The following is a 22,798-nucleotide window of genomic DNA, read 5'->3' on the forward strand; positions in this document are numbered from 1 at the left end:
TTGGGAGCTAAGAGTTTTGTTCGCGTAGCGTTCCTGTAAGGAATATTTTGAGTTTTGAGTTGGGGGCTAGGAGTTGGGATTTAAGAGTTTTGAGTTTTGAGTTTTGAGTTTTGAGTTGGGAGTTGGGAGCTAAGAGTTTTGTTCGCGTAGCGTTCCTGTAAGGAATATTTTGAGTTTTGAGTTGGGGGCTAGGAGTTGGGGGCTAAAAGATAGTTTTTCTTTTCTGGCTCTGTTTTTTCTGTTTCCTTGTTTTCTGGGGGTTCGCTGTTTTCTTCTGGCTGCCAAGTGAATTGGGGGCTTGCCCAAATGAGATCTAAGATGGCGCTGAGCGGGGCAAGGGCGAACAGTGACCAAAAGACAGCAGTGGGCACAAAGTAGACGTTACGAAGAAGGAAGGCAAGTAGGGCGATCGCGGCTGCCCACACGAGCCGCGCCACACGAGCATTGGGAATTGTGCGGGGATCGGTAATCATAAACAGGGAAAACACCAGCAATGAACCGCTAGTGAGACGATGCAGTAACACATCCCCTGTCCAACCCAGCCACAGGTTACGCCCCAGTTCGAGCAGAGCATAGCTACCCAAAAATGCGCCCGTGGTATCCCAGCGCCCGACCCGCTGCACCACGACCCCACCGGTGCCCAAAAACAGCAGAGTATACCAACTTGATTCGCCCCACTGACCGGGTGAAATCCAGGCATCGTGGGTCAGCAGCACCGCCGCCACAATGCCAATATTGGTTGGGTTAAACAAATGTTTGCCATTTACCTTCAGTAGAAATTTGCTAGAAATTGCAATTACGGCAGCCAGCATCATGGTGCTGATGTGTTCGGTTCGGAGCAACATGCTGAGTCCTAATGCGGTGATTAGGGCGGAGGGGAGGGAGGGGTGGAGGGGTGGAGGGGTGGAGCGCAATGACCAGATCCATTGGGTGATTAGACAGGTGGCGATCGCGGTTGCTACTATTTCCGCGTGCAGTGTCCAATCGCGAGTCCCAATGCCTAACAGCAGGAAAAAGGACAAAAATAAAATTTGATAAAGTCGAGCATCACGAAACATCGGCGGTTGGGCTATCTGCATCGGGGAATCTACATTGGGGATCTGCTTTAGTTGTCCGCCAGTATGCCTCGACTAGAAGTTGAATAGGAGAGTTGTTACAGTTCCAGTAACAGAGTGAATATCAGAAAACCTATTTCCTTTTGCCGTATCTGAAGTCTGCTCTACTTGAAACACATGCGATGTGCGACTTTTTTCAAAAGCCCTCACCCTTGTATCTTGAGAACTGAGCGATAGACCGATCTCACCCCAGTTAAGCAAACCGAGATTTAGTCTAGGTCGCCGCTGAGATTGGTGCAAGATCGCAGATAAAACACAAGGGATTTTTACAGCAGCCTCAACTGAGTTTGCTGAGATTCTACTGGCTCTAGTGCTGGTTCATCTCGCTCCTCTAAGTCTGCCCAGTTGACGACTTCCGCAGAAAGTAGCCCCTGTGCTGCTTCGATAACATCGATCGCGATCGGTTGCAAATCATCGCGGCTTGCCAGGTAGGTTTTTAGGGCATCCATTGGATCAAGCGTGTTGCTAGCCCCTAGTTCGGGTAGGCGAGGGCGCGCTAATTGACTAATGACTTCGGGGTGAATGGTGTAGCTGTGAGCGATCGCCAATGCGTTCTGCAATTCATTCGCGTCAATTTGCTCAAGCTGGTCAGCCCGAAACTGATAGACCAAACGCACTACGGCATCTTGAATGCGATCGGGCGGCAAGGCTTTTAATAGCGTCAACTGGGGATCGTCTGACTTCGACACATCCACGGCGATCGTCCGGAAAGAACGCACTGGCACTGGGCAAAACTCAAACTGGGCGCTGCCTTTTTCCAGATGCACCAGCACATAGCCTTTATCCTCTTTTTCCTCACTAAAATCAACTCGTTCGATGCTGCCGGGATAGACAATTGGCGGTTGCTCACACAGCACTTGATGACGATGGACATGTCCAAGCGCCACATAGTCAAAACAGGGACGGGCAATCAGCGACATGGGAATGGTGAAGCCTTTGCCTACTGCCAAAAAGCGTTCGGCTCCAACCATGGCGGTATCGAGCATGGCATGGGCCAGCAGCACGGTGGGAATGGTGGCATCTAATTGGCGGATCTCCCCTTCTAATGCCACCCGCAGGCGATCTCCCAGCAGTTGATTTACGTCTCCCATAGACAATCCTTCGGCATCGGGGCGAGTGAGCAGAGTCGATCGCGTTAGCCAAGGGAGGGTAATCACCTGAATATTGCCATTTTGGGTCGTGATGCGATGGGTTTCCAGGCGATCGCCCACCACAAAACCGGGTACGCCCAAGGTGCGATAAATGCATAAACTCGCGCCCCCTTGTCCTTGAGAATGCTGATCGTGATTGCCAATCAGTAACACCGTTGGAATATTGGCATCGGCAAGACGGCGAAACTGGCTGGCAAAGGCTTGTTGCACATAGGGCGGTGGTGTGGCATCAGGGAAGGCATCCCCGCCAAACAGCACGAGATCGACGGGTTCGGCAAGGGCGCGATCGATGCAGCGTCCCAAAGTCTGGACAAAATCCTCCAAGCGTGTATTCAAGCCTGTTTCAGGATTAACCCGCCCGTGGACAAAACCACTGCCCATATGAATATCGGAAAGATGCAGAATTTTGATCATGGAGCAGGCGCGATCGCGGTTGCAAACAACTTTCTCAATACTACCCGTGCGGGGACTGCGGCGCACTGCTTAACGGTGTTTTGCTAGAGAAGTCCCCAATTTGATAAGGATTTCAGCGATGTTCGTTTCCTCTTTTGAACTGTTAGTTAAACCGATCGCGCCTCCTCCCTTTGACCCAGCCGTTGCTCGCAGAGTAGTGCAGGCTTACTTTTTGACACTCTCGAACCTGAACCCAGTGGGAGATGCGGATGTAGCGCTATCCGTTCAGTTTACTGCCACTCCCGGATTAAACAACGATGAATTGGTTGCCATTGTTGACGTAGGCGCAGGCAACATTTTTAGCGATCTCGTGCCTGACCCAGTGACGGGTAAGCCCAGCCAACAGCTAACGTTGCCCTCTGGCGTGACGGCTCTAGTGATTCTGCAACCGGATTTGAGCCAAGTAGCCCCGAACACAGCCAGTTTAGAGGTGGCAAACCTGGAAGTGCGGGGTTATGTGGAGTTGAGCCTATCGCCCTTTTCTGCCAATAAGACTGCGGAAATTTTGGTCACCCCTCAAATTCGCGGCACCTTCATTCCGGCGGCTCCTCCGTTTGATGATCTTGACCAACAGTCCTACACGCTGCCAACCGCCAATCCTGGCGCAATCATCAAGTTCTAGCCAGTGACTCAAAAGCTAACCCTCACCCTAGCCCTCTCCCACTGGGAGAGGGAACTGGAACTATTTAAAGGCTCTTCTCCTTGAAAGAAGGCTGGGTGGAGACAAATTGACTGTATATCGCATAGCCTATTACCCCAAAAACCATGTCTACTCACTTTCAGCCGATCGCCCATAGTTGGGTTGCCAACCATCCAGACCCGATTGGGGTTGTTGAATTCATTGGCGGGGCACTGTATGGCACGTTGCCCCATCTTACTTATTCCTACTTTTTAAGCTGCTTGCACAATGCTGGATACACCGTGATTGCAGTGCCGTTTCCCATGGGATTGAATCATGCCGCGATCGCGGAGCGCCTGTTGGCAGAACGGGACTTCATTCGCGCAGAGCTTGCCTATCCACCCGAAATTCCTCACCTGTGGGTGGGGCATAGCCTGGGATGCAAATACATCGCTTTGCTGGAAGCCAAAGGTAAGATTATGAATCAGCCCAGTTTATTGATGGCTCCTGATATTTCAGATACCCGCGATGCGTTGCCCATCCCAATGCTTGCCGATTTGCTCGATCGCTATCATCTGGGTGTCACGCCAACCCGCAATGAGACGCAACGATTGATTTGCGACAGTCGCCTGTTTAACTTGACGGCGCTAATTTCCTTTGATCAGGATGATATTGCGGGGAACAAAGATGATGCAGACGATTACAGCGATGTCGCCTGGTTAATTCAGGAATTGCAAAACCGCCAAGGTACTTATTTTCCCTGGGCTGAAATTCCCGGTGGACATCGAGAACCGATTGGCATTCGGCTAGAAGATGTGGTGCTAAACCCAAATTTACATCAATGGCTAGACCCGATCGCCCTGCGGCAGTTAGAACCACTGGCGATCGACTTTCTCTCTAAATTGAGGTGCAGAATGCATGACTAAGGTTTGGCAGCAGGCACCTGATGTGATGTCATCCCTAACGAGGTTAAAGGGAAGGTTTCCGCAAAAAATCTTGCCATCGGATGCGGTATGCCGCTTTTTCGGTTTCACTCAAAAATGTGGCTTCAAGTGTATTCAGATTCAATTGCCACAGTTCTTCCCAGGAAAAGCCCTGAGCCGCCAATGTTAGGTACTCATTCGTCAGATTAGTGTTGAACATGGGTGGATCATCAGAATTGAGCGTGCAATAAAGACCCGCATCGATCATTTGCCGAATGGGATGAGGATGAGATCGTGGCACCACTCCGAGACAGTAGTTGCTTTGAGGAGAAACTTCAAGTGGGATTTGTAAAACACGGAGTTCCTCAACCAGAGCCTCATCATCTAAGCAGCGAATTCCGTGACCAATTCGTTCAGCTTGCAAATTCTTTAATGCACCCCAAACACTTTGTGCGCCGTCTGTTTCACCCGCATGGGCAACCACTCGTAACCCCTGTCGCTTTGCTTCTGTAAACGTTTCGGTAAAATCTTCCGGTGGGTAACCTGTCTCTACTCCGGCAAGCCCTAAGCCAACGATCTCCCCTTTTTCTTTGCCACGCAGGGCACAGTCCAACGCTCGATTTTGCAAATGCGGTTGGTGGCGGGAAATTCCTGCAATAAACTTGACGCGGCTACCATACTTGATTTCACCCGTTCTGGCTCCAGTCTCCAAAGCTTGAAATAATTCATCATCCGAAAATTTATTGAGGTGGAGCAATGTTCCAAAATGGACTTCGCTGTACAAAATATTTTGCGCTGATTGGTGCTTCAGAAATTGCTCGACGATTAGCCCGTAATCTTCCGGCGTTTGAATACATTGACTCGCGATGGCATAAACTTCCACAAAATGCGCCAAATCATGGAATTGATAAAACGACTTCCACTCTTCTAGCGAGTTAACGGGTAATTCAACCCGATTTTTTTGCGCCATTTGATAGACGATTTCAGACGCGATCGCACCAATCAGATGAACATGAATCTCCACTTTGGGCATGGCTTGCAGTCGCTTAGCCAACTTGTGATCCATTATTTAGGAACCTCAGTTTAGTAATTGTTTACTGTAGCAAGCGATCGACATTAATAGACCGAACGCATGACTAAAGTAAAGAGGGCTTTTTGCGGGGTTGGTAGTGAGGACAACGATCGCAGGGACCAGTGGGAGCGATCGCACACCGAAGGATTTCAGAATGAGCATTATACAAACAGGTGCGATCGCCAATCACCCAGCGCCCTTCTATCAAGCTTCGTTCGGTTGGCACCGAAGAGGTTTGCACATAGAGCGCGATTTGATGCAGTTGATAGCGCCCTGATTTAAGCTGGTAGCGATGTCTGCGTTCTAAAACCAAATAAGTTTGTCCTTCAATTTCTAGATAAGCACCCGGTTCAGGTGTCCAATCTAAGTGAAGGCGGCAGAGGGTAGAACAAGACTGATTCAAGATGATTTCTGTAAGCGGAGAATTCAACTCCATAGAAGCGAATGAGAAAGAGGATAGAATTCACGCTGCGCTTGAATCTCGTGATTCAACCAAAATTATAGGGCGAGATAGTTGCCCAAAACACATGCATTTAATTTAGCAGTCTACTCATAAAAAATCAGCGATCGCGGTCAATTCAAAACTGATGCGATCGCTGATATTCATTGAAACTAGACTATGAAGCAGCCTGACGCTCTTTCGCTTCCTTAATCACTTCTTCCGCCACGTTGCTAGGGCAAGGAGCATAGTGAGAGAAGGACATGGAAAACTGCCCCCGTCCAGAGGTCATGGTGCGGAGATCGCCAATGTAGCCAAACATTTCACTCAGAGGCACATCCGCTTTAATCCGGGCACCCATACCACCTGTTTCCTGAGATTTCATCATGCCGCGACGACGGTTAAGATCACCAATGACATCGCCCATGTAGTCATCCGGGGTGAACACATCGACGTTCATGATCGGCTCAAGCAGTTGAGGTCCAGCTTTGGGGATCGTTTGGCGATAGGCAGCTTTTGCTGCAATTTCAAAGGCGATCGCGGACGAGTCAACCGGGTGAAATCCGCCAGCCAGTAAAGTAAACTTCAAGTCTACACAGGGGAACCCAGCCAACACGCCCTTACCAATGCTGCTCTCAAATCCTTTTTCAACCGCGGGCCAATATTCTCTAGGAACACTTCCCCCCACCACTTTTGATTCAAACTGAAAGCCAGTAGTAGGTTCGCCCGGTTCAATCACATAGTCAATTTTGGCATATTGACCAGAACCACCGGATTGCTTCTTGTGGGTATAACTATCTTCCAATCGCTTGGTGATAGATTCACGATACGCCACTTGAGGCTTGCCTACTTCCACTTCAATGCCGTGTGTCCGCTTGAGAATATCGACCTTGATATCTAAGTGCAGTTCGCCCATCCCTTTCAAGATGGTTTCGCCGCTCTCTTCATCGGTGACCATATGGAAAGAAGGATCTTCTTGAACCATTTTGATCAGTGCCATTGCCATCTTTTCGTCGCCCCCTTTGGTTTTCGGCTTGACAGCAATGGAGATCACGGGGTCAGGAAAAACCATCGGCTCCAACGTCGCAGGATTTTTGGGATCGCAGAGGGTGTGTCCCGTTTGCACGTTTTTCATTCCGACGATCGCAATAATATCGCCTGCCTGCGCCGAATCGATTTCTTCGCGGGAGTTGGCGTGCATTTCAACCAATCGGCTAACCCGCTCCGTTTTACCTGTGGCAGTATTGAGAATCGTGTCGCCCTTTGCCAACGTGCCTGAATAGAGACGGGTAAAGGTCAACGCGCCAAAGCGATCGTCCATAATTTTGAACGCAAGTGCCCGCAGTGGTTTTTCTGGATCAACGATCGCAAAAGTGCCTGTTTCCTCGCCTTCCAAATCCACTTCTGGCTGAGGCTTGACTTCCATTGGGTTGGGCAAATAGTCAACCACCGCGTTTAACACCAACTGCACACCCTTGTTTTTAAACGACGAGCCGCAATAAGTGGGGAAGAAGGCAAGATCACGAGTGCCCTTGCGAATGCAATATTGAATTTCTTCAATGGTTAACTCTTCCCCTTCCAGGTATTTCTCCATCAAGGTATCGTCTTGCTCTACCGCTAGCTCGATCAGCTTCTCCCGCCATTCTTCCACATCATCTTTCATGTCAGCGGGAACGTCTTTGATCTCATAGCTCATGGGATCGCCGGAGTTGTCCCACACCCAAGCTTTACGGGTGAGCAGATCAACCACACCAGCAAACTGCTCTTCAACGCCAATGGGCAGCACCATGACTAATGGTTTTGCGGCAAGCACCGTTTCAACTTGCTTCACAACGCGGTAATAATCAGCCCCAGTGCGATCGAGCTTATTGATATAAATAATCCGCGCCACTTCAGAGTCGTTGGCATAACGCCAGTTTGTTTCGGATTGCGGCTCAACCCCACCCGATGCACAAAATACGCCAACACCACCATCGAGTACTTTTAGCGATCGATAGACTTCGATCGTAAAGTCTACGTGTCCTGGGGTATCAATAATATTTAGCTGGTGGTCATTCCAAAAACAGGTCGTCGCCGCCGATTGGATCGTAATCCCGCGCTCCTGCTCTTGCTCCATGAAGTCTGTTGTTGCCGCGCCTTCGTGAACCTCACCAATTTTGTGAATCTTGCCAGTTAACTTCAAGATTCTTTCAGTTGTAGTCGTTTTGCCTGCATCTACGTGGGCGAAGATGCCAATATTGCGATAGCGAGTGAGGTCTTTCATAATTGTTCTCTAGATTGAATGCAACAAACTGTTGATGACCACCTTCAAGCGTTACCCAAGGGGAGTCGTGCTGCTTTCGCCTATTTAAGCGAGGTTTGTCGTGCAGAAGATCAAAAAATCCTTGTGCCGTGTTCTAACAACATTTCTAATTGTAAATTGTTATGATGGCGCAATCAAAGAGATTAAGGTGGATAGCGCAAATCTTCTGCCTATCTTGACAAAAGGCTTCTGTCTTAACCACGCTATCTGCATCCTTTTCATCTTTACAATTCTTATTTCAGTCATTTTTGAAATTTAGTTTGCTTAGTGGACTACTTTTCTAGGCTTAGTAGAAATCCTACTTAAAGACAAACATTGCTATTTTTGCTTGGGTTGCTCTTAACTTTAGGACAGATCCATCAACTTATCCCATCATAGCCAAAATGATGAACCCTGTGCGACGGGTTTCACGGCAAAGTTTGGAGCAGAATAAACATTTTACTTTCACTAAAAAATTGAGTTGCAGTTTGATGAATTGGGCAACTTCTCTAACTTTATGAGCCTTAGAACTATGTGCCGCGCTTAGCACCATTGCAATAACGATCTATCACTAGAGACAGATTTTATCTTTAGCAGCACTGACTAATGTAAATGCATGTTCGTAAAACTTTACTATTCAGGAGATTAATCATGGAAACTCGGACTCCTAACGCTGTACCTCCCGTTGCTAACGCCTATAACGGCAAAGACCGTAATGCTTTCTTGTTTGGTTTTACCCCTCAAGCTGAAATCTGGAATGGTCGGCTTGCCATGCTTGGTTTTGTGGCTTATTTGGGTTGGGACATTGCTGGTTATAGTGTTGTCCGCAATATTTTCCACCTCTTTTCTTAAGGGCAATTGTTGCTCATTCTTCGTAACCCCCATGCTTAATAGCTAACTACTTTAATTGGTCTTCATGTAGATGTAGATGCTTAAAGTAGTTAGCTTTTTTGATGTTTCAACTTGATTTTTGATTTGTTACTGATGTTACTTGAGCTACTAAGACGTTTATTTGAGCGATACAAATGAGTAGTACAAAAACGCAATTATTCGATGTCATCATTATTGGCGCTGGACACAATGGCTTGGTGTGTGCAGCCTATTTGTTGAAGGAAGGCTACAGTGTTTTGCTATTAGAAAAGCGCTCTGTGCCGGGTGGTGGGGCAACCACAGAAGAACTGATGCCGGAGGAAGCACCAGGCTTTAATTTTAATCGGTGTGCGATCGACCATGAGTTTATCCACTTGGGACCGGTTGTTGAAGAACTAGAGCTAACTAAGTACGGTTTGGAGTATCTGTACTGCGATACCACAGTATTTTGTCCTCATCCCGATGGTCGCTACTTTTTAGCTCATCGTTCTATTGACAAAACCTGTGCTGAAATTGCGCGGTTTAGTGAAAGAGACGCTCAAAAATATGCAGAGTTTGTAGATTTTTGGCAGCGGATGTTGAAAGGTATCATTCCTATATTTAATGCGCCACCTAAATCAGTGGTTGATATTGTGGGAAATTATGATGTTCCCAAGCTGAAAGATTTACTTTCTGTGATGGGTTCACCTAATGGAACCTTGGATCTGATTCGCACTATGTTATCGAGTGCCGAGGATAGCTTAAACGAGTATTTTGATTCTGAGTTTCTCAAAGCACCTCTAGCTCGGTTAGCTTCTGAATTAGGTGCGCCGCCCAGCCAAAAAACGTTGGCGATCGGTGCCTTAATGATGGCAATGCGGCATGATCCCGGTATGGCGCGTCCTCGTGGTGGTACGGGTGCTTTAGTACAGGCGTTGCTAAATTTAGTGACTAGCTTGGGTGGAACAGTATTAACTGATCAATCCGTTGAAAAAGTGTTGATTGATAATGGACGTGCGGTAGGCGTGCGAGTTAAAGGAGGAACTGAATATCGTGCAGCTAATGGCGTTATTTCTAATATTGACGCAAAGCGGCTTTTCCTACATTTGATTGATGAAACTGATGTAGATAAAGCGGATGCACAGGTGCGGGAACGTCTGGAGCGACGCATTGTCAACAACAATGAAACAATTCTCAAAATTGATTGTGCGCTGTCAGAACCGCTGCGATTCGAGCATCACAATCATCAAGATGAGTATTTGATTGGCTCCGTATTAATTGCTGACTCTGTGAAGCATGTAGAAATTGCTCATAGCGATCCGAGTATTGGCAGAATTCCAGATGCTGATCCATCAATATATGTAGTAATGCCAACGATGCTTGATCCGTCCATGGCTCCTGAAGGAAAACACACACTTTGGATTGAATTTTTTGCACCCTATCAAATTGAAAATGCTGAAGGCACTGGGTTATATGGCACTGGTTGGACGGATGAATTAAAAAATAAAGTTGCCGATCGCGTTATCGACAAGCTAGCAGACTATGCACCTAATGTTAAAAATGCTGTCATTGCCCGTCAGGTAGAAAGTCCAGCCGAGTTAGGTGAACGACTGGGTGCTTTGAAAGGAAACTACTATCACATCGACATGAGTTTAGAACAGATGGTATTTTTCCGCCCATTGCCTGAATTAGCAAACTATAAAACACCGATTGAAGGTCTATTTTTGACAGGAGCAGGAACTCATCCAGGCGGTTCTATCTCTGGGATGCCGGGTCGTAACTGTGCCCGGGTGTTTCTTCATACTCAACGCCCGATCGCCCAAACTCTTAAAGAAGTTGGAGATTCAATAAAATCAACAGCTTCATCAATATTTGGCAGTTAGATATTGAAAAGCTAGTCCCTATTCAAGTCGTTCAACGATTGAGTTAAAACTATTGGGGCGTAGAAACGCCCCTAGTAGCCGCCTAATCTTCTAGTACCTGGCGAATTCTACGTTCCAACTGCTCTAGATCCAGTCCACCTTCATCTCGGCTAATGCGACGGACAGTAGGATTTACCTTGGTCAAATCTTGTAGCAGATCTTGTAATACATCTTGCTGTTGTCGAGATTGAATTACCTCGCGAGGTTCTTGCACCATGTCTCGAACAATAGTGTCCTCAGTTCTAGCTGCAATTACTGGATCAGACTGTCCGTCCACATACACAAAGGTTCGCCGACCTGGACCTCGTTCTGCTTCAACCGGGATCAATGCGGTAATATGATCTGATCGTACATACTTACCAAATCCTAGATGTACTAACATCGATGATTGTACTTTCATACTGCTTCTACTACTTGCTTTTGCGCTATAGTTCTATTATAAAGTTTGTACAATCCTCTCAACTGCCTTCTCTGACGGGTTTACACCCATTTTTTGTAGAGATATGCTCACTTGGCAAAAGTGGTAACATCTATAAAAATACCTAACTATCTCTTTTATTCTATGTCTTTCGAGAGACTTCCTTTGGAAATAGACTGTTCATATTTAAGCACTACTTTTGATGGCTCATTTCGCCCAATAGCTGGTTCTTCCGAGAGACGCTTTAGAGTTTATTTATTACTACTATTGGGGAAATGAATTCAAGGCTTTAATCATGGCTTACGAAGAGACAACATCCAATCATGAGTTTAAGGAGATTCGACAGCCTTTAACTCCAGAAGAAGTTGATCCTGCTCAAAAGCGCGCCCAAAAAGAAGAAATTCGTCGAGCAGATGCGCCCCTTACTATGAACCCGGGCGATCGCATTGATAATACAAAAACATTGGAGGAAAAAGCCAAGCAAGTTGCTGTCGATGCACCTGATATTACAGGCGATCACATTGTTGTACCGACTTACTTTGTATTCAATATGCCAGATGGAACCCAGCAGGCACTTCACCATGTTAAAGATGCTAAAAAAATATCTGATATGATTCGACTTGCCCGAACTGATGAAAATGGCGATCGAATCTGGTGGTAAGCGCTTAGCCGTGTTTCTACAACCTTTACTGCCTAGTACTTTTTTGCTTAGATATCTTGTCATTAGATATCTTGTCAAAAAACAGAGTTTTATCTCGCTTGACCTAGATTTAGGGTAAGCGAGTTTTTATTTAAATTCTCATTTACTTTGACTAAAAGCTACTTGCCTAGTCGGAATACGTACCTTTCTTAGACAATATTCTATAGATCTATCTCCGGGTGCTGCTTTCTCTAAAAAGGGTTTTGTAGGCTAGTAGAAAGTTTAGTAAAATTACCCGTTATCATGACTACTAACATTTCTTCAAACTCTCCAAAACCTGAGTCTCAATCTACTAGTAATCGTTCTCTTGGTATGGGCATTTTGCTAGTTATATTGGGTGCAATCGCGATCGCTCTTCCTGGTCTTTCCACCATTTTTGCAGAAACATGGATTGCTCTATTTTTAATTACCGCAGGTGGAGCCAAAATAGCTTATGGCTTTCAAAACCGTTCTAGCCAAGGATTTGTCTGGCAGATTTTACTCGGTGTTCTTTACATCGCAACAGGCATAATGCTGTTAGTCACTCCAAGAACAGGCGTTTTATCTTTGACTTTGCTGCTAGGTAGCTTTCTACTAACTGAAGGTGTATTTGAATTGATTATGGCGTTCAAAGTACGTCCTCAAAAAAACTGGTTGTATCTTCTAGGAAATGCCATTATTACACTCGTTTTGGGTGGCATGATTTGGGCGCAGTGGCCCCTCAATGCACCTTGGGTAATTGGCACTTTAGTTGGGGTTAGCATTCTGTTTACAGGCATCTCACGAGTCATGCTGTCTCTAGGAGGACGCTCTATTCTAACTTCTGCTGATGTTGAAGCTTAGAAATATCAAAGGGTAATTCACACTGTAGTTTCAGTTTTTGACAAGGGCATTTCTATAAATGTCCTTGTTTGCTTATAAAAATATAATTTATTCCTTCTATTTTTACTTGCAATAACCTTGAGGTATATAGGTTTAGCTGATTGCTATTGTACATAGGATATCAATCACCTATTTAAATCAACTATGATGGTACTACGAACATTGTGAAAAGTATTCATAATTTGAACTCAAAAGCAGGTCATCTAGTTGACAGGTTTCGACTTGAACACTTTAAACGTTTCCATCCTATAAAAGAAAAGCTCATACTTATGATTATCTGTCACAATCCTTCGCTGAGTGAAGAACCCCGGAATCAACCGATGAAAGTTGCTCCCAAAATAGCCCAGGAAACTCTTCTTGGCTGGTTAGAAAGCACTAATAGATTGAAGCCCTATGAAATTGGTGAATTTCAAGAATATAAGACTTCAGAGGAGCTAGATGATTTTCTAGAACCAGAAATTCCCAGTCTAGAAGATGAGGAAGATAACGAAGAGTAATTGCGGATAGATTTGGTATGTTGACTCTGATTGAAAAACCTAACCAGAATTACTAAATCTAAAAAACTAATTAAGTTGAAAAAATTGAGTGGAGAACTAATGTGTCAAAAGAAAAGAAAAGTAATAAAGAATCCAAAAAGCCAAAAGCGGAATCTGATGGAACTAAAAAACAAAAGAAAGATCCCAAAAGGCATGATGGACCTTCAATCTAGTGATTTAATGGGCTAAAGCTTTCTACTGTAGATATTGAATCCTGCTTGTTTCTACGAAACGCGATCGCTTGTCAGCTTTGAGAAGAGTCCCCAAGAATAGCAACTGCTATTCTTGGGGACTTTGCATTATGCGGGCATTAGCACAGTATCAATAATGTGGATAACACCATTGTCAGCCGCTACATCAGCCGTTGTAACTGTAGAATTATTAATCTTCACGCCATTGGAAGCATCAATCTTGATCTCTGAACCTTCAACGGTTTTAGCCGATTTCAGGCTTGTGACATCAGCCGCCATGACCTTGCCAGATACGACATGATAGGTCAGGATTTTCTTGAGTTGAGGGATGTCTTTGAGTAGTCCATCGACTGTGCCTGCGGGCAATTTAGCAAATGCTTCGTCCGTGGGCGCGAAGACTGTGAATGGACCTGCACCTTTAAGGGTTTCGACCAAACCAGCAGCTTTAACGGCAGCAACTAATGTGCTGAAAGAACCGGCGCTAACAGCAGTATCAACGATATCAGCCATGTGTCTTACCTTGTGTGTGGGTTGTTGTTAACAAAACCATTTATTTATTAATGATCGTTAACATCTATCAGTATGACAGCTTTATGTTTGAGACTCTGTTTCAGTTGATATTTATGTCGAAAGTAGTAGTTTAAACTGTCCAGAAATTTTTTAACTAGCCAAGATATAAACCCAGCGATGGTTGTAGTTGTGATCAGAAATGTGCATTAACTCCGCTTAGCATCTAGCCCGTCAAGGTCTAGCAAAGTTTGCCGGATCTTGATCACGGCGGTGATTTGTGGAGAGGGGAGTGCTTTGGCGATCGCCCACTAGGGCAGCGGTTTTTTCCAGAGATTCTCTTAAATGTTTGGCAGCATAGATCGACATATCGCGAGGAACATTAACGCGATCGCGCAAATATCGCAATGCACTATCTGATCCGGCTGGAGGCATACAGAGTTCACCCGTCATCATTAAGGTCAAGGCACATCGTAACGCTTCATCAAATAGGCGATCGTCCGCAGGATTGACCCGAATAATATTGTTGCGGTGTTTTATCACACGATGAAGAGCCTCAACACGAGCCGTTTCGGGTTCTGGATAAGTGACATCAGGCAACCCAAACCAAGGTCCATTATCCACTCGTTGCTTGTTGATTTGCATTTGAGGTTCGCCGTTTTCAAAACAGCCTCCCATTTGGGGCGGCAAATCATGCACATGAGTATGAAAATCGCTTTGAGTGCCGCGATAGGTTGGTCGGCTTTCCATGGCATCAAACCAATCAGATAAACGCGGGTTTTCCTCTCGCAACGAGTAGCCCTTGTAGTAATAAAGGCTGGCATTCATCCGCTCAACGTAGGGAGTGAAAATGACATCAGCCGTGCCAAACTCCTCCAGAAAATAAGCTCCGGGAGTACGGCTTAGGGCAGTTTCAACCCGTGCCACGATCGCGGTAAATTGAGCGCGGTTCTCTTGCTCTTGTCGAGATGAGCCGGATGGGTAACATAGCCAAGCGCACCAAGCTCGGAATAACAAGCGCTCTAACTGTCTAAGTGGCATCACCTTTGGGTCTGTCATGCCTAAATCAAGAGAACCAAACACCTGTTCCAGCGCGATCAAAATGTCATCGCTTTCTGTAATGATGCGATCGTCTAGCTCAATGGCAGGCAGCATTCCCGATGGCACCTTGCGCTTATACCAACTTTCTTTCTGCCCATAACAGAACATGGTTACTTTCTCAATGCGATAGGGGATTTGCTTTTCCTCCAGCCACAACCAGATTTTTTGACAGTAAGGGCACCAGGCATGGTTATCGCGATACAGCGTCACTCGAATATCGGATTCGGGATGACCAAACAAACGTAACTCAGCTTGAGCATTGGTTGCACCATTGATGGTATCAACTTGGTAGTTTTTTGCCAGAGCTTCTAGTTCTGTCCAGTTTAAAGGGGAAGTGCTCATAGGAGTGGCGTGAGGATTTAAGTGCATGAGGGTCTTCTTTTAGCGTGCATGATTGAGAAATCTATTGAGGCGATCGCGACAACAATTGATTAATGTGATCAATGAATTAATGTGGTCACTGAATCAACTTTCAGGGGGGTTACCGGAGCCGTCCCGATCGCAGGATGCTGACGATCAGCCACAAGCCGAGGAAGCTAGCGGTGATGAACAACGTGCTGCTGAGCCAAAAAAGCCGCCCGGTGCGATCGTTTGCCAGGATGAGTGCTGCACCCATGATCATTGAACCTACGACAATGCTGAAGGAAAGCCGATTCGCGGAATCATCAATGCTGCGGCGGAGCAGGTCTAAATCTCGGATGTCAAGCTTCCACTGGAGGGTTTCGGAGGTCACGCGATCGAGCAGCATTTCAACTTGGCGGGGAGACTGCAACCCCAAACTTTTCAAGTCCAGCGCTGTTCGTAATAACGCTTGCATGGGCGCTTCTCCCACAAGCTGCCGCTGAAACAAATCAGTCATTAGGGGTTTAATTTGTTCCGTCAGGTTAAATTCAGGATCTAACGTGCGGGCAACGCCTTCTAAATTTGCCAGAGTTTTAGCATAAAGCCCCATATTGCCGGGAACTCGCAGATTATTAGACCGGGCGCGCTGGAGGATTTCATAAAATAGCTGGCTGAAGCTAATCTGGTTGAGGTTGAGGTTATAGTAACGACGCAATAGGCGATCGTAGTCTGCTTCTAGCCGCGCCATATTAACGGGTTCGATCGGTTCCGCTAACTGGAGAGTCAGTTGAGCGCAGCGCTGGGCATCTAGATTGACGATCGCCAGCATCATTTCGGTGAGGGCTTGCTGGGTGCGAGGATCAAGCCGTCCTACCATGCCGCTGTCTAATAGCGCCACTCGTCCATCATTGAGATAAAACAGGTTGCCAGGATGCGGATCGGCATGAAAGAAGCCATCAATATAAATCTGCTGAAAAAAGGCGCGAATTAGCAGGGTGACGATCGCCTGTTCTTCTGCTTTGCGATCGCCGTCATAGCCGATGCCTTGAAAATCCCCATTTAGCAGCGGCACACCATCGAGCCATTCCATCACCAGCAGTTTATCGGTGGTCAAATCCCAGTAGATTTCGGGCACCACTAGGCGATCGCTGTCAAACCATCGGCTGCCTGCAAAGTTTCGCCGCAGTTGATCGGTACACTCCGCCTCACGGGAAAAATTGAGTTCCCCTCGGAGCGCGGTAGCAAACTCGTTTGCCAAGGCTTTCAAATCATAGTATTGCCCTACTTTGGTTAGAGAGGCGAGTTCTGCCACACTGCGAATCAGCGTAATATCCTGCTCAATGGTGATATCAATGCCGGGGCGCTGCACCTTGAGGGCAACCTCACGCCCGTCTGCCAGGGTAGCGCGATGGGTTTGGGCGATCGAGCCAGCCGCAACTGCTTCAGGATTGATGGTCGCAAACACCTCTTCTAACGGATCGCGTACTTCCTGCCGCAGCAGTGCTTCTATCTCTTGCCACGCAACGGGAGGGACTTCAGCTTGCAGGGCTGTAAGTTCTTTGAGATATTCGGGGGGCAGCAGATCGGGGCGAGTACTCAGCAATTGTCCTAGTTTGACGTAGACGGGACCTAGTTCCGTCAAAATGTTTCGCAATACAGCAGGGGGAGGCAGTTGGGGTTCTTCGGCTTTGGTGCCAGCGAGCAACCGACGCATGTAGCCCCACCCATTGCGGAAGACAACTTCGGCAATATCTCGCTGGCGGGAACTGGTCTTGGCAAGACGTAAAAACATGAGGAGAGCTAGGTTTAGGAGTCAGGAGCTTTAATGGGCACCCCTCAACACTAGCAAGGATTAATCATTGTTGAACATTCGCCTTCAATACAACGCTAACATCAATTTTTTGCGATATTCCTTGGTTAACGCATGGTCATTGCCTAATAGGTCGAATACTGCCAGCATCGCTTTACGGGCACCATCGTCCCGGTAAGCCCGATCGCGGCTGAGCAGTTCTAATAAAGTATCGAGGGCGGCTTGATGGTCATCGGTTAAGACCTGATTTGCCGCTGTTTGAAACAGGCGATCGCGATCGCCTGCGGTTTCAGGTTCTGTGGCAATTTGCTTAAAAAAGATCAGCGCTTTCAGTAATTTGATTTGAGATGCGTATTCTTTTTCATGTTCAATTATGGCTAAAAGAGTTTGTGCTCGTTCTAGTTGGTTTGTTTCGATGTAAAAATTGATGGCTTCTAAGATCACTCCACGATTGTTAGGATGTTGCTCCAATAAAGCATTCAGCAATGATTCGGCAGTGCTAAGTTGATTGCTTGCGGCTGCGTCATATACTTGCTGCATCAATGCATCTAAAGTAGAAGTGATGTTTAACTGTGCCAATAGTTGCCGCAGTTCAGGTTCGGCTAATGCACCCACAAAGCCTTCGTTTACGGTGCCATCCACCACGATTCGGACATCGGGTACGCCTTGCACACTATAGGTTTGTGCTAAGTCAGGATTTTCATCAATGTCTACTTTTGCCAGCACAAAATCATACTCCTGCACCAGTTTTTCTAGGATAGGCTTGAGGAGTTGGCAAGGACCACACCACTGAGCGAAAAAATCAACAATGACAATCTGTTCGTTGGATTTCTCCAACACTTCGGTTGCAAAGTTTTCGCTATTTACGACAATTGAGGAACCCATAATAATCAACTCTCATGCAAACGTGTTTTGAAGTGGATTATTCATTTTTTGGGATAGCGCGATGATCGGCGATCGCCTGCCGAAAACCCAACACCACCAAAATATTAGACAACGTGAGAAAAAACTCTGCGCCGCCGTGCAACCAATCTACATTTGCCAACTCTTTGCCATAGGCGGCTTTGGCGTAAATTCCAGCCGGAATGGTCACTGCAACAAACACTAACAGCATGTAAAACCCAATCAGTGCTAGGCGTGGAGTTTGGCTGGAACGGGTCATAAACCAAAGAAATCCCAGGTAGGGAAACAGCGACAGGGCAAACAGGGTTTCTTTAGGCGGCATGGGCGATCGCGCAATGAACGATTTTCTTATTGTAATGGGGGAATGAGTGATGGGTGATGGATATAAGGTGATGAAATGTAGTTTTTGCGTGGAAGTTTTGCATGGCAGCGATCGAACTATCAGGTGTCAAGCTAACGCTTTTATCAGACAAAGCGATTTATCTCAGTGATGCCAACAGCTTATTAGTATCGGATGTGCATTTAGGCAAGTCAGAAACGTTTCAGGCTACCGGAATTCCTGTTTCCAATCAAGTGAATCAGGCAACGCTCCAGCGACTCCAAACACTATGCGAAACATTTCAGCCCGAAACACTGTTTATCTTAGGTGATTTATTCCACTCCAAGCTTGCATTAGTAGATGAGGTTTTGGAGTGCTGGTTTCAGTTTTTAGCCGCTACTCAAGTCGATGTAACGTTGATTCTGGGCAACCACGATCGCGCCCTTATTTCAACTCTTCAGCAGCTTTCAATCCAGTGCATCACAACACCCATTCAGGTTGAGAATGTGGTGCTAAGCCATGAACCGAGTCCGCAGTCGGGTTATCTCAATATTTGCGGTCATGTGCATCCTTGTATCCGGATAAAAAGCAAACTCGATAATTTGCGATTGCCCTGCTTTTATGTAGACCAGGCTCAAAATATACTAATTTTGCCCTCGTTTGGAGAGTTCACTGGAGGTTATGAGATGCCATTAACACGCCACTCCAGGGCATATGTAATCGCAGGCGATCGCGTGGTTACCATCCACGGCTAACCTCACCTGATGTGCGGCTAAAGCATCCATCTGTTCAAATGACTCTTGCGTAAGTCCTGGGAGGCATTCCCGCTTGCCTTGGTGGAGTTATGTGCCCTCTATTGGCAGAATCCCATGACAGGGATTTAGGGTGAGGGTCAAAATTGATGGCGTGGCAAGGGTTTTTAGCATTTTTACAAAAACTGTCCGAAATTATTACGGGAATCGGACAGGAATATGGCGTTCCATTAAATAAGACTTAATTTGTTCAACGCTCAGTTGCCCATAATGCAGCAAAGAGGCAAGTAACGCAGCTTCAGCTTTGCCTTCGGTCAGCGCTGCAAAAATATGTTCACAGGTGCCTGCGCCCCCAGAGGCAATCACTGGAATTTCCACCCGGTCTGCAATGGCACGAGTGAGCGCTAAGTCATAGCCAGCTTGGGTTCCATCCGCATCCATGCTAGTCACCAACAGTTCGCCCGCGCCCCGTTTTGCTAATTCCACTGCCCAGGCGATCGCGTCTAGCCCAGTATTTTCTCGTCCGCCTCTCACAAAAACATCCCAGCCTGGATTCGTGGAATCACTGCGACGACGAGCATCGATCGCCACCACAATACATTGATTACCAAAGCGATCGCTAGCCCGGTCAATCAAACTAGGATCTCGCACGGCGGCAGAGTTAATGCTAACTTTATCGGCACCGGCTCTTAACAATTGTTTAATCGTTTCTAAGCTTTGGATGCCACCACCAACCGTTAGCGGAATAAAAACTTGCTCGGCAGTGCGATAGACCACATCAAAAATAATGTTTCGGTCTTCATGGGTGGCGGTAATATCCAGAAAAACTAGCTCATCGGCTCCTGCTTGATTGTAAATTTGGGCAAGTTCCACGGGGTCACCCGCATCCCGCAAATTGACAAAGTTCACTCCTTTAACCACGCGCCCCGCTTTTACATCTAAACAGGGCAGAATTCGTTTTGCCAACATGACGATGAGTGTGCCCCTAGAAATTAAGTCCTTTGAATTTTAACGGTAATTGGTGGGTTGACTGGCTAAATCGATCGCAAGACGCTGATAAACTGGTGTTTGATTTATCCTTCGGAGTTGGCATGGAAGTCGGTCAGAAAGTTCGTGTGCGCCGCTTGCGCGATCGCGTCAGTGGCGAAATTGTGAATAAACTCGGTCAAATTGGCATCATTCAAGATTACAAAATGACAGACGGGAGCGGCGTGGGTTGGCTGGTTCAATTTGATGATAAGTTTTCTACCTGGTTTTTTGAAGATGAAATTGAGCTAGCCTAGGGATTGCTTTGTCTTTTGTGAGCTAAGGAATCGATGGCTTTGATCTTGACGTTTTTAGGAAAAGGCGGCGTAGGGCGAACCACGATCGCGATCGCGGCAGCAAAGCGTTTGGCTGGGCAAGGAAAGCGTGTGCTATTTGCCACCCAAGATGCGGGACCTGCCGCTGCACTATTAATCGGCTCGTCTTTAGACGCAGAACCCACGACGCTAGAACCCAATTTGGACGCAGTGCAGCTTCAAGCCGCAGTTTTGCTGGAGCGCAGTTGGGAAGAACTTAAAAAGCTGGAAGCTCAATATCTGCGAACGCCATTCTTTAAAGAAGTGTATGGGCAAGAACTCAGCGTTTTACCAGGAATGGATGGTGCTTTAGTGCTGAATGCCATCCGAGAATATGAGGAGGGCGGCAAATACGACGTGATTGTGTTTGATGGCGCAGGCGATCAAGCCACGTTACGCCTCTTGGGAATGCCCGAAAGCTTGAGTTGGTATACTCGGCGCTTCCGGCAGGTGTTTGCCAATTCCGATTTGGGTCGCACGGTGTCGCCCTTTTTGCAGCCGATCGCCGCTGCCGTGCTAAATGTGAGTTGGTCGGGCGATGTATTTGATCAACCCGCGACGCAGCAAATGAATCAGTTGTTTGAGCAGGGAAAAGCTGCTCTTGCCGACCCAAACCGTATTGCAGCTTACTTAATCACCACACCGGATGAGGCGGCTGTTGCCACGGCAAAGTATCTTTGGGGTGCGGCGCAGCAAGCCGGAGTAACTGTAGGTGGAGTGATTGTGAATCGGGCGGAAGACACCAGCGCGATCGCCTCTCAGTTTGAGCCGTTGTCCGCCACCTCTGTCTCTAATCAGCCTAGTTCTAGTTGGCAACCCTTGATTGAGGCTCTGCCCAATTTTGACCAGGCAACCCAAGCTCCGCGCCCGATTGCCGTGAATATTGCAGAACGCAAAGTGAGTCTGTTCTTGCCAGGATTCGATCGCAAGCAGGTTAAGCTAACCCAGTATGGACCTGAAATTACGATCGAAGCAGGTGATCAGCGGCGTAATATCTCTTTGCCGCCCGAACTTAGCGGTAAGCCTGTCGCTGGAGCCAAGTTTCAAGATGGCTTTTTAATCATTTCGTTTTAGCCCATCCTTCTGCTTGTTCACCTTCTCACCTATCCTGAATCAGTATGGCTGACTCGAACCCATTCCCATCTCCGCTAGAACCCTCGATTCCGGCGATCGATGAAACGACGCTCGGAAGCAATCGCAATAGTAAAACTCGTCAGCTTTTGGGCATGAAAGGCGCTCAGGCGGGAGAAACCTCTATTTGGAAGATTCGCCTCCAGTTAATGAAGCCGATCACCTGGATTCCGCTCATTTGGGGTGTGGTGTGTGGAGCCGCTTCATCGGGGAACTATACCTGGTCGCTAGAAAATGTCTTGATTGCCGCCGCCTGCATGTTGATGTCAGGTCCGCTACTGGCGGGTTATACCCAAACCATGAACGATTTCTACGATCGCGAGATTGATGCCATTAATGAACCCTATCGCCCCATTCCCTCCGGTGCGATTTCTATTCCCCAAGTCGTCACTCAGATTTTGGTTCTCTTAGTCGCAGGTATTGGGGTTGCCTATGCGCTCGACCGATGGGCGGGGCATTCTTTCCCGATCCTGACGGTGCTGGCGCTGGGAGGCTCTTTCCTGTCCTACATTTATTCTGCGCCCCCGCTGAAGCTAAAAAAGAATGGCTGGTTGGGCAACTATGCCTTGGGTGCTAGCTATATTGCGCTGCCGTGGTGGGCAGGACAAGCGCTATTTGGTCAATTGACCCCCACGATTATGGTGTTAACCTTGTTTTATAGTTTGGCAGGGTTGGGAATTGCCGTCGTCAACGACTTTAAAAGCGTGGAGGGCGATCGCCAACTGGGCTTGCAATCTCTGCCGGTGATGTTTGGTGTTGACACTGCTGCTTGGATTTGTGTCTTAATGATTGACCTATTTCAAGCTGGCGTTGCCGCCTACCTGATTTATATTGATCAGAATTTATATGCTGCTATCCTAATGTTGCTGATCATCCCCCAAATCACATTCCAAGATATGTATTTTCTTCGCAATCCCTTAGAAAACGATGTTAAATATCAAGCTAGCGCTCAACCATTTCTCGTTTTAGGAATGCTGGTAGCAGCGATCGCCCTCGGTCATTCAATTAATTTAATAACCGCTTAATTTTTGGTATCATCAAGTCCGTTGAATCAGCAACATTT

General features: G+C 46.9%; 23 protein-coding genes. 11 read left to right on the forward strand and 12 right to left on the reverse strand.

Going from position 1 to position 22,798, the window contains the following annotated elements:
- Window positions 1-188 precede the first annotated feature (188 nt).
- Together AB3R30_RS01905 and sbcD are read right to left on the reverse strand one after the other, a co-directional pair.
- Window positions 189-1,079, reverse strand: coding sequence for an RnfABCDGE type electron transport complex subunit D (locus tag AB3R30_RS01905; protein ID WP_458647445.1), 891 nt, complete (start codon window positions 1,077-1,079; stop codon window positions 189-191).
- Window positions 1,080-1,381: 302 nt separating this feature from the next.
- Complete coding sequence (sbcD, locus tag AB3R30_RS01910) at window positions 1,382-2,746, reverse strand: exonuclease subunit SbcD (RefSeq protein WP_458647446.1); 1,365 nt, start codon at window positions 2,744-2,746, stop codon at window positions 1,382-1,384.
- A gap of 52 nt (window positions 2,747-2,798) precedes the next feature.
- Here sbcD and AB3R30_RS01915 point away from each other — a divergent pair, with 52 nt between their 5' ends.
- Window positions 2,799-3,341: a hypothetical protein gene (locus AB3R30_RS01915; protein ID WP_458647447.1), complete on the forward strand. Its 543-nt coding sequence runs from the start codon at window positions 2,799-2,801 to the stop codon at window positions 3,339-3,341.
- Window positions 3,342-3,484: 143 nt separating this feature from the next.
- Window positions 3,485-4,264, forward strand: coding sequence for a DUF1350 family protein (locus AB3R30_RS01920; protein WP_458647448.1), 780 nt, complete (start codon window positions 3,485-3,487; stop codon window positions 4,262-4,264).
- 43 nt (window positions 4,265-4,307) lie between these two features.
- Here the strand turns inward: AB3R30_RS01920 and add are convergent, their stop codons facing one another.
- The 3 genes from add to fusA form a co-directional block, all read right to left on the reverse strand.
- On the reverse strand, window positions 4,308-5,327 hold the full coding sequence (gene add / locus AB3R30_RS01925) for an adenosine deaminase (protein ID WP_458647449.1): 1,020 nt from the start codon (window positions 5,325-5,327) through the stop codon (window positions 4,308-4,310).
- Between the two features lie 70 nt (window positions 5,328-5,397).
- Window positions 5,398-5,769: a DUF6464 family protein gene (locus tag AB3R30_RS01930; protein WP_458647450.1), complete on the reverse strand. Its 372-nt coding sequence runs from the start codon at window positions 5,767-5,769 to the stop codon at window positions 5,398-5,400.
- A 181-nt stretch (window positions 5,770-5,950) separates the two neighbouring features.
- On the reverse strand, window positions 5,951-8,035 hold the full coding sequence (gene fusA / locus AB3R30_RS01935; RefSeq protein ID WP_458647451.1) for an elongation factor G: 2,085 nt from the start codon (window positions 8,033-8,035) through the stop codon (window positions 5,951-5,953).
- 669 nt (window positions 8,036-8,704) lie between these two features.
- Here fusA and AB3R30_RS01940 point away from each other — a divergent pair.
- Both AB3R30_RS01940 and crtO read left to right on the forward strand, forming a co-directional pair.
- Window positions 8,705-8,905: a chlorophyll a/b-binding protein gene (locus AB3R30_RS01940; protein ID WP_458647452.1), complete on the forward strand. Its 201-nt coding sequence runs from the start codon at window positions 8,705-8,707 to the stop codon at window positions 8,903-8,905.
- A gap of 173 nt (window positions 8,906-9,078) precedes the next feature.
- Complete coding sequence (crtO, locus tag AB3R30_RS01945; protein WP_458647453.1) at window positions 9,079-10,785, forward strand: beta-carotene ketolase CrtO; 1,707 nt, start codon at window positions 9,079-9,081, stop codon at window positions 10,783-10,785.
- Window positions 10,786-10,867: 82 nt separating this feature from the next.
- Here the strand turns inward: crtO and AB3R30_RS01950 are convergent, their stop codons facing one another.
- On the reverse strand, window positions 10,868-11,224 hold the full coding sequence (locus AB3R30_RS01950) for a hypothetical protein (RefSeq protein WP_458647454.1): 357 nt from the start codon (window positions 11,222-11,224) through the stop codon (window positions 10,868-10,870).
- Window positions 11,225-11,537: 313 nt separating this feature from the next.
- Between AB3R30_RS01950 and AB3R30_RS01955 the strand changes: the two genes are divergently transcribed.
- The 3 genes from AB3R30_RS01955 (at window position 11,538) to AB3R30_RS01965 (ending at window position 13,300) form a co-directional block, all read left to right on the forward strand.
- Complete coding sequence (locus AB3R30_RS01955) at window positions 11,538-11,903, forward strand: hypothetical protein (protein WP_458647455.1); 366 nt, start codon at window positions 11,538-11,540, stop codon at window positions 11,901-11,903.
- A gap of 282 nt (window positions 11,904-12,185) precedes the next feature.
- Window positions 12,186-12,764, forward strand: coding sequence for an HdeD family acid-resistance protein (locus AB3R30_RS01960; protein WP_458647456.1), 579 nt, complete (start codon window positions 12,186-12,188; stop codon window positions 12,762-12,764).
- Window positions 12,765-13,072: 308 nt separating this feature from the next.
- Window positions 13,073-13,300 carry a DUF3134 family protein gene (locus AB3R30_RS01965; protein WP_458647457.1) on the forward strand — a complete coding sequence of 76 codons (228 nt, stop codon included), beginning with the start codon at window positions 13,073-13,075 and terminating at the stop codon, window positions 13,298-13,300.
- 338 nt (window positions 13,301-13,638) lie between these two features.
- Here the strand turns inward: AB3R30_RS01965 and AB3R30_RS01970 are convergent, their stop codons facing one another.
- The 5 genes from AB3R30_RS01970 to AB3R30_RS01990 all read right to left on the reverse strand — a co-directional run bounded on the left by AB3R30_RS01970 (window position 13,639) and on the right by AB3R30_RS01990 (window position 18,515).
- Window positions 13,639-14,040, reverse strand: coding sequence for a fasciclin domain-containing protein (locus tag AB3R30_RS01970; protein ID WP_458647458.1), 402 nt, complete (start codon window positions 14,038-14,040; stop codon window positions 13,639-13,641).
- Between the two features lie 231 nt (window positions 14,041-14,271).
- Window positions 14,272-15,480, reverse strand: a complete 1,209-nt coding sequence (locus tag AB3R30_RS01975) for a glutathione S-transferase family protein (RefSeq protein WP_458647459.1) — start codon at window positions 15,478-15,480, stop codon at window positions 14,272-14,274.
- A gap of 139 nt (window positions 15,481-15,619) precedes the next feature.
- Complete coding sequence (locus AB3R30_RS01980) at window positions 15,620-17,272, reverse strand: ABC1 kinase family protein (protein ID WP_458647460.1); 1,653 nt, start codon at window positions 17,270-17,272, stop codon at window positions 15,620-15,622.
- 84 nt (window positions 17,273-17,356) lie between these two features.
- A complete protein-coding gene (locus AB3R30_RS01985; protein WP_458647461.1) occupies window positions 17,357-18,175 on the reverse strand; it encodes a tetratricopeptide repeat protein in 819 nt (272 codons plus the stop codon).
- A gap of 37 nt (window positions 18,176-18,212) precedes the next feature.
- Window positions 18,213-18,515 (reverse strand): DUF3593 domain-containing protein, encoded by a 303-nt coding sequence (locus tag AB3R30_RS01990; RefSeq protein ID WP_458647462.1) that lies wholly within the window; start codon window positions 18,513-18,515, stop codon window positions 18,213-18,215.
- 101 nt (window positions 18,516-18,616) lie between these two features.
- Between AB3R30_RS01990 and pdeM the strand changes: the two genes are divergently transcribed.
- The gene (gene pdeM / locus AB3R30_RS01995; protein ID WP_458647463.1) at window positions 18,617-19,267 is read left to right on the forward strand and encodes a ligase-associated DNA damage response endonuclease PdeM; all 651 of its coding nucleotides are present in this window, start codon (window positions 18,617-18,619) and stop codon (window positions 19,265-19,267) included.
- Window positions 19,268-19,462: 195 nt separating this feature from the next.
- Here the strand turns inward: pdeM and hisF are convergent, their stop codons facing one another.
- Window positions 19,463-20,233, reverse strand: a complete 771-nt coding sequence (hisF, locus tag AB3R30_RS02000; RefSeq protein ID WP_458647464.1) for an imidazole glycerol phosphate synthase subunit HisF — start codon at window positions 20,231-20,233, stop codon at window positions 19,463-19,465.
- Between the two features lie 32 nt (window positions 20,234-20,265).
- Between hisF and petP the strand changes: the two genes are divergently transcribed.
- From petP to chlG, 3 genes are read left to right on the forward strand one after another with little or no spacing between them, the layout of a single operon-like run.
- Window positions 20,266-20,547, forward strand: coding sequence for a cytochrome b6f subunit PetP (petP, locus tag AB3R30_RS02005; protein WP_458647465.1), 282 nt, complete (start codon window positions 20,266-20,268; stop codon window positions 20,545-20,547).
- Window positions 20,548-20,580: 33 nt separating this feature from the next.
- Window positions 20,581-21,678, forward strand: coding sequence for a Get3/ArsA fold putative tail anchor-mediating ATPase NosAFP (locus tag AB3R30_RS02010; RefSeq protein WP_458647466.1), 1,098 nt, complete (start codon window positions 20,581-20,583; stop codon window positions 21,676-21,678).
- A 44-nt stretch (window positions 21,679-21,722) separates the two neighbouring features.
- Window positions 21,723-22,760 carry a chlorophyll synthase ChlG gene (chlG, locus tag AB3R30_RS02015; protein WP_458647467.1) on the forward strand — a complete coding sequence of 346 codons (1,038 nt, stop codon included), beginning with the start codon at window positions 21,723-21,725 and terminating at the stop codon, window positions 22,758-22,760.
- Window positions 22,761-22,798 lie beyond the last annotated feature (38 nt).

This window comes from Sivoneniella epilithica UHCC 1019, assembly GCF_040830845.1.
In the GTDB taxonomy this organism is placed as follows: domain Bacteria; phylum Cyanobacteriota; class Cyanobacteriia; order Leptolyngbyales; family Leptolyngbyaceae; genus ULC077BIN1.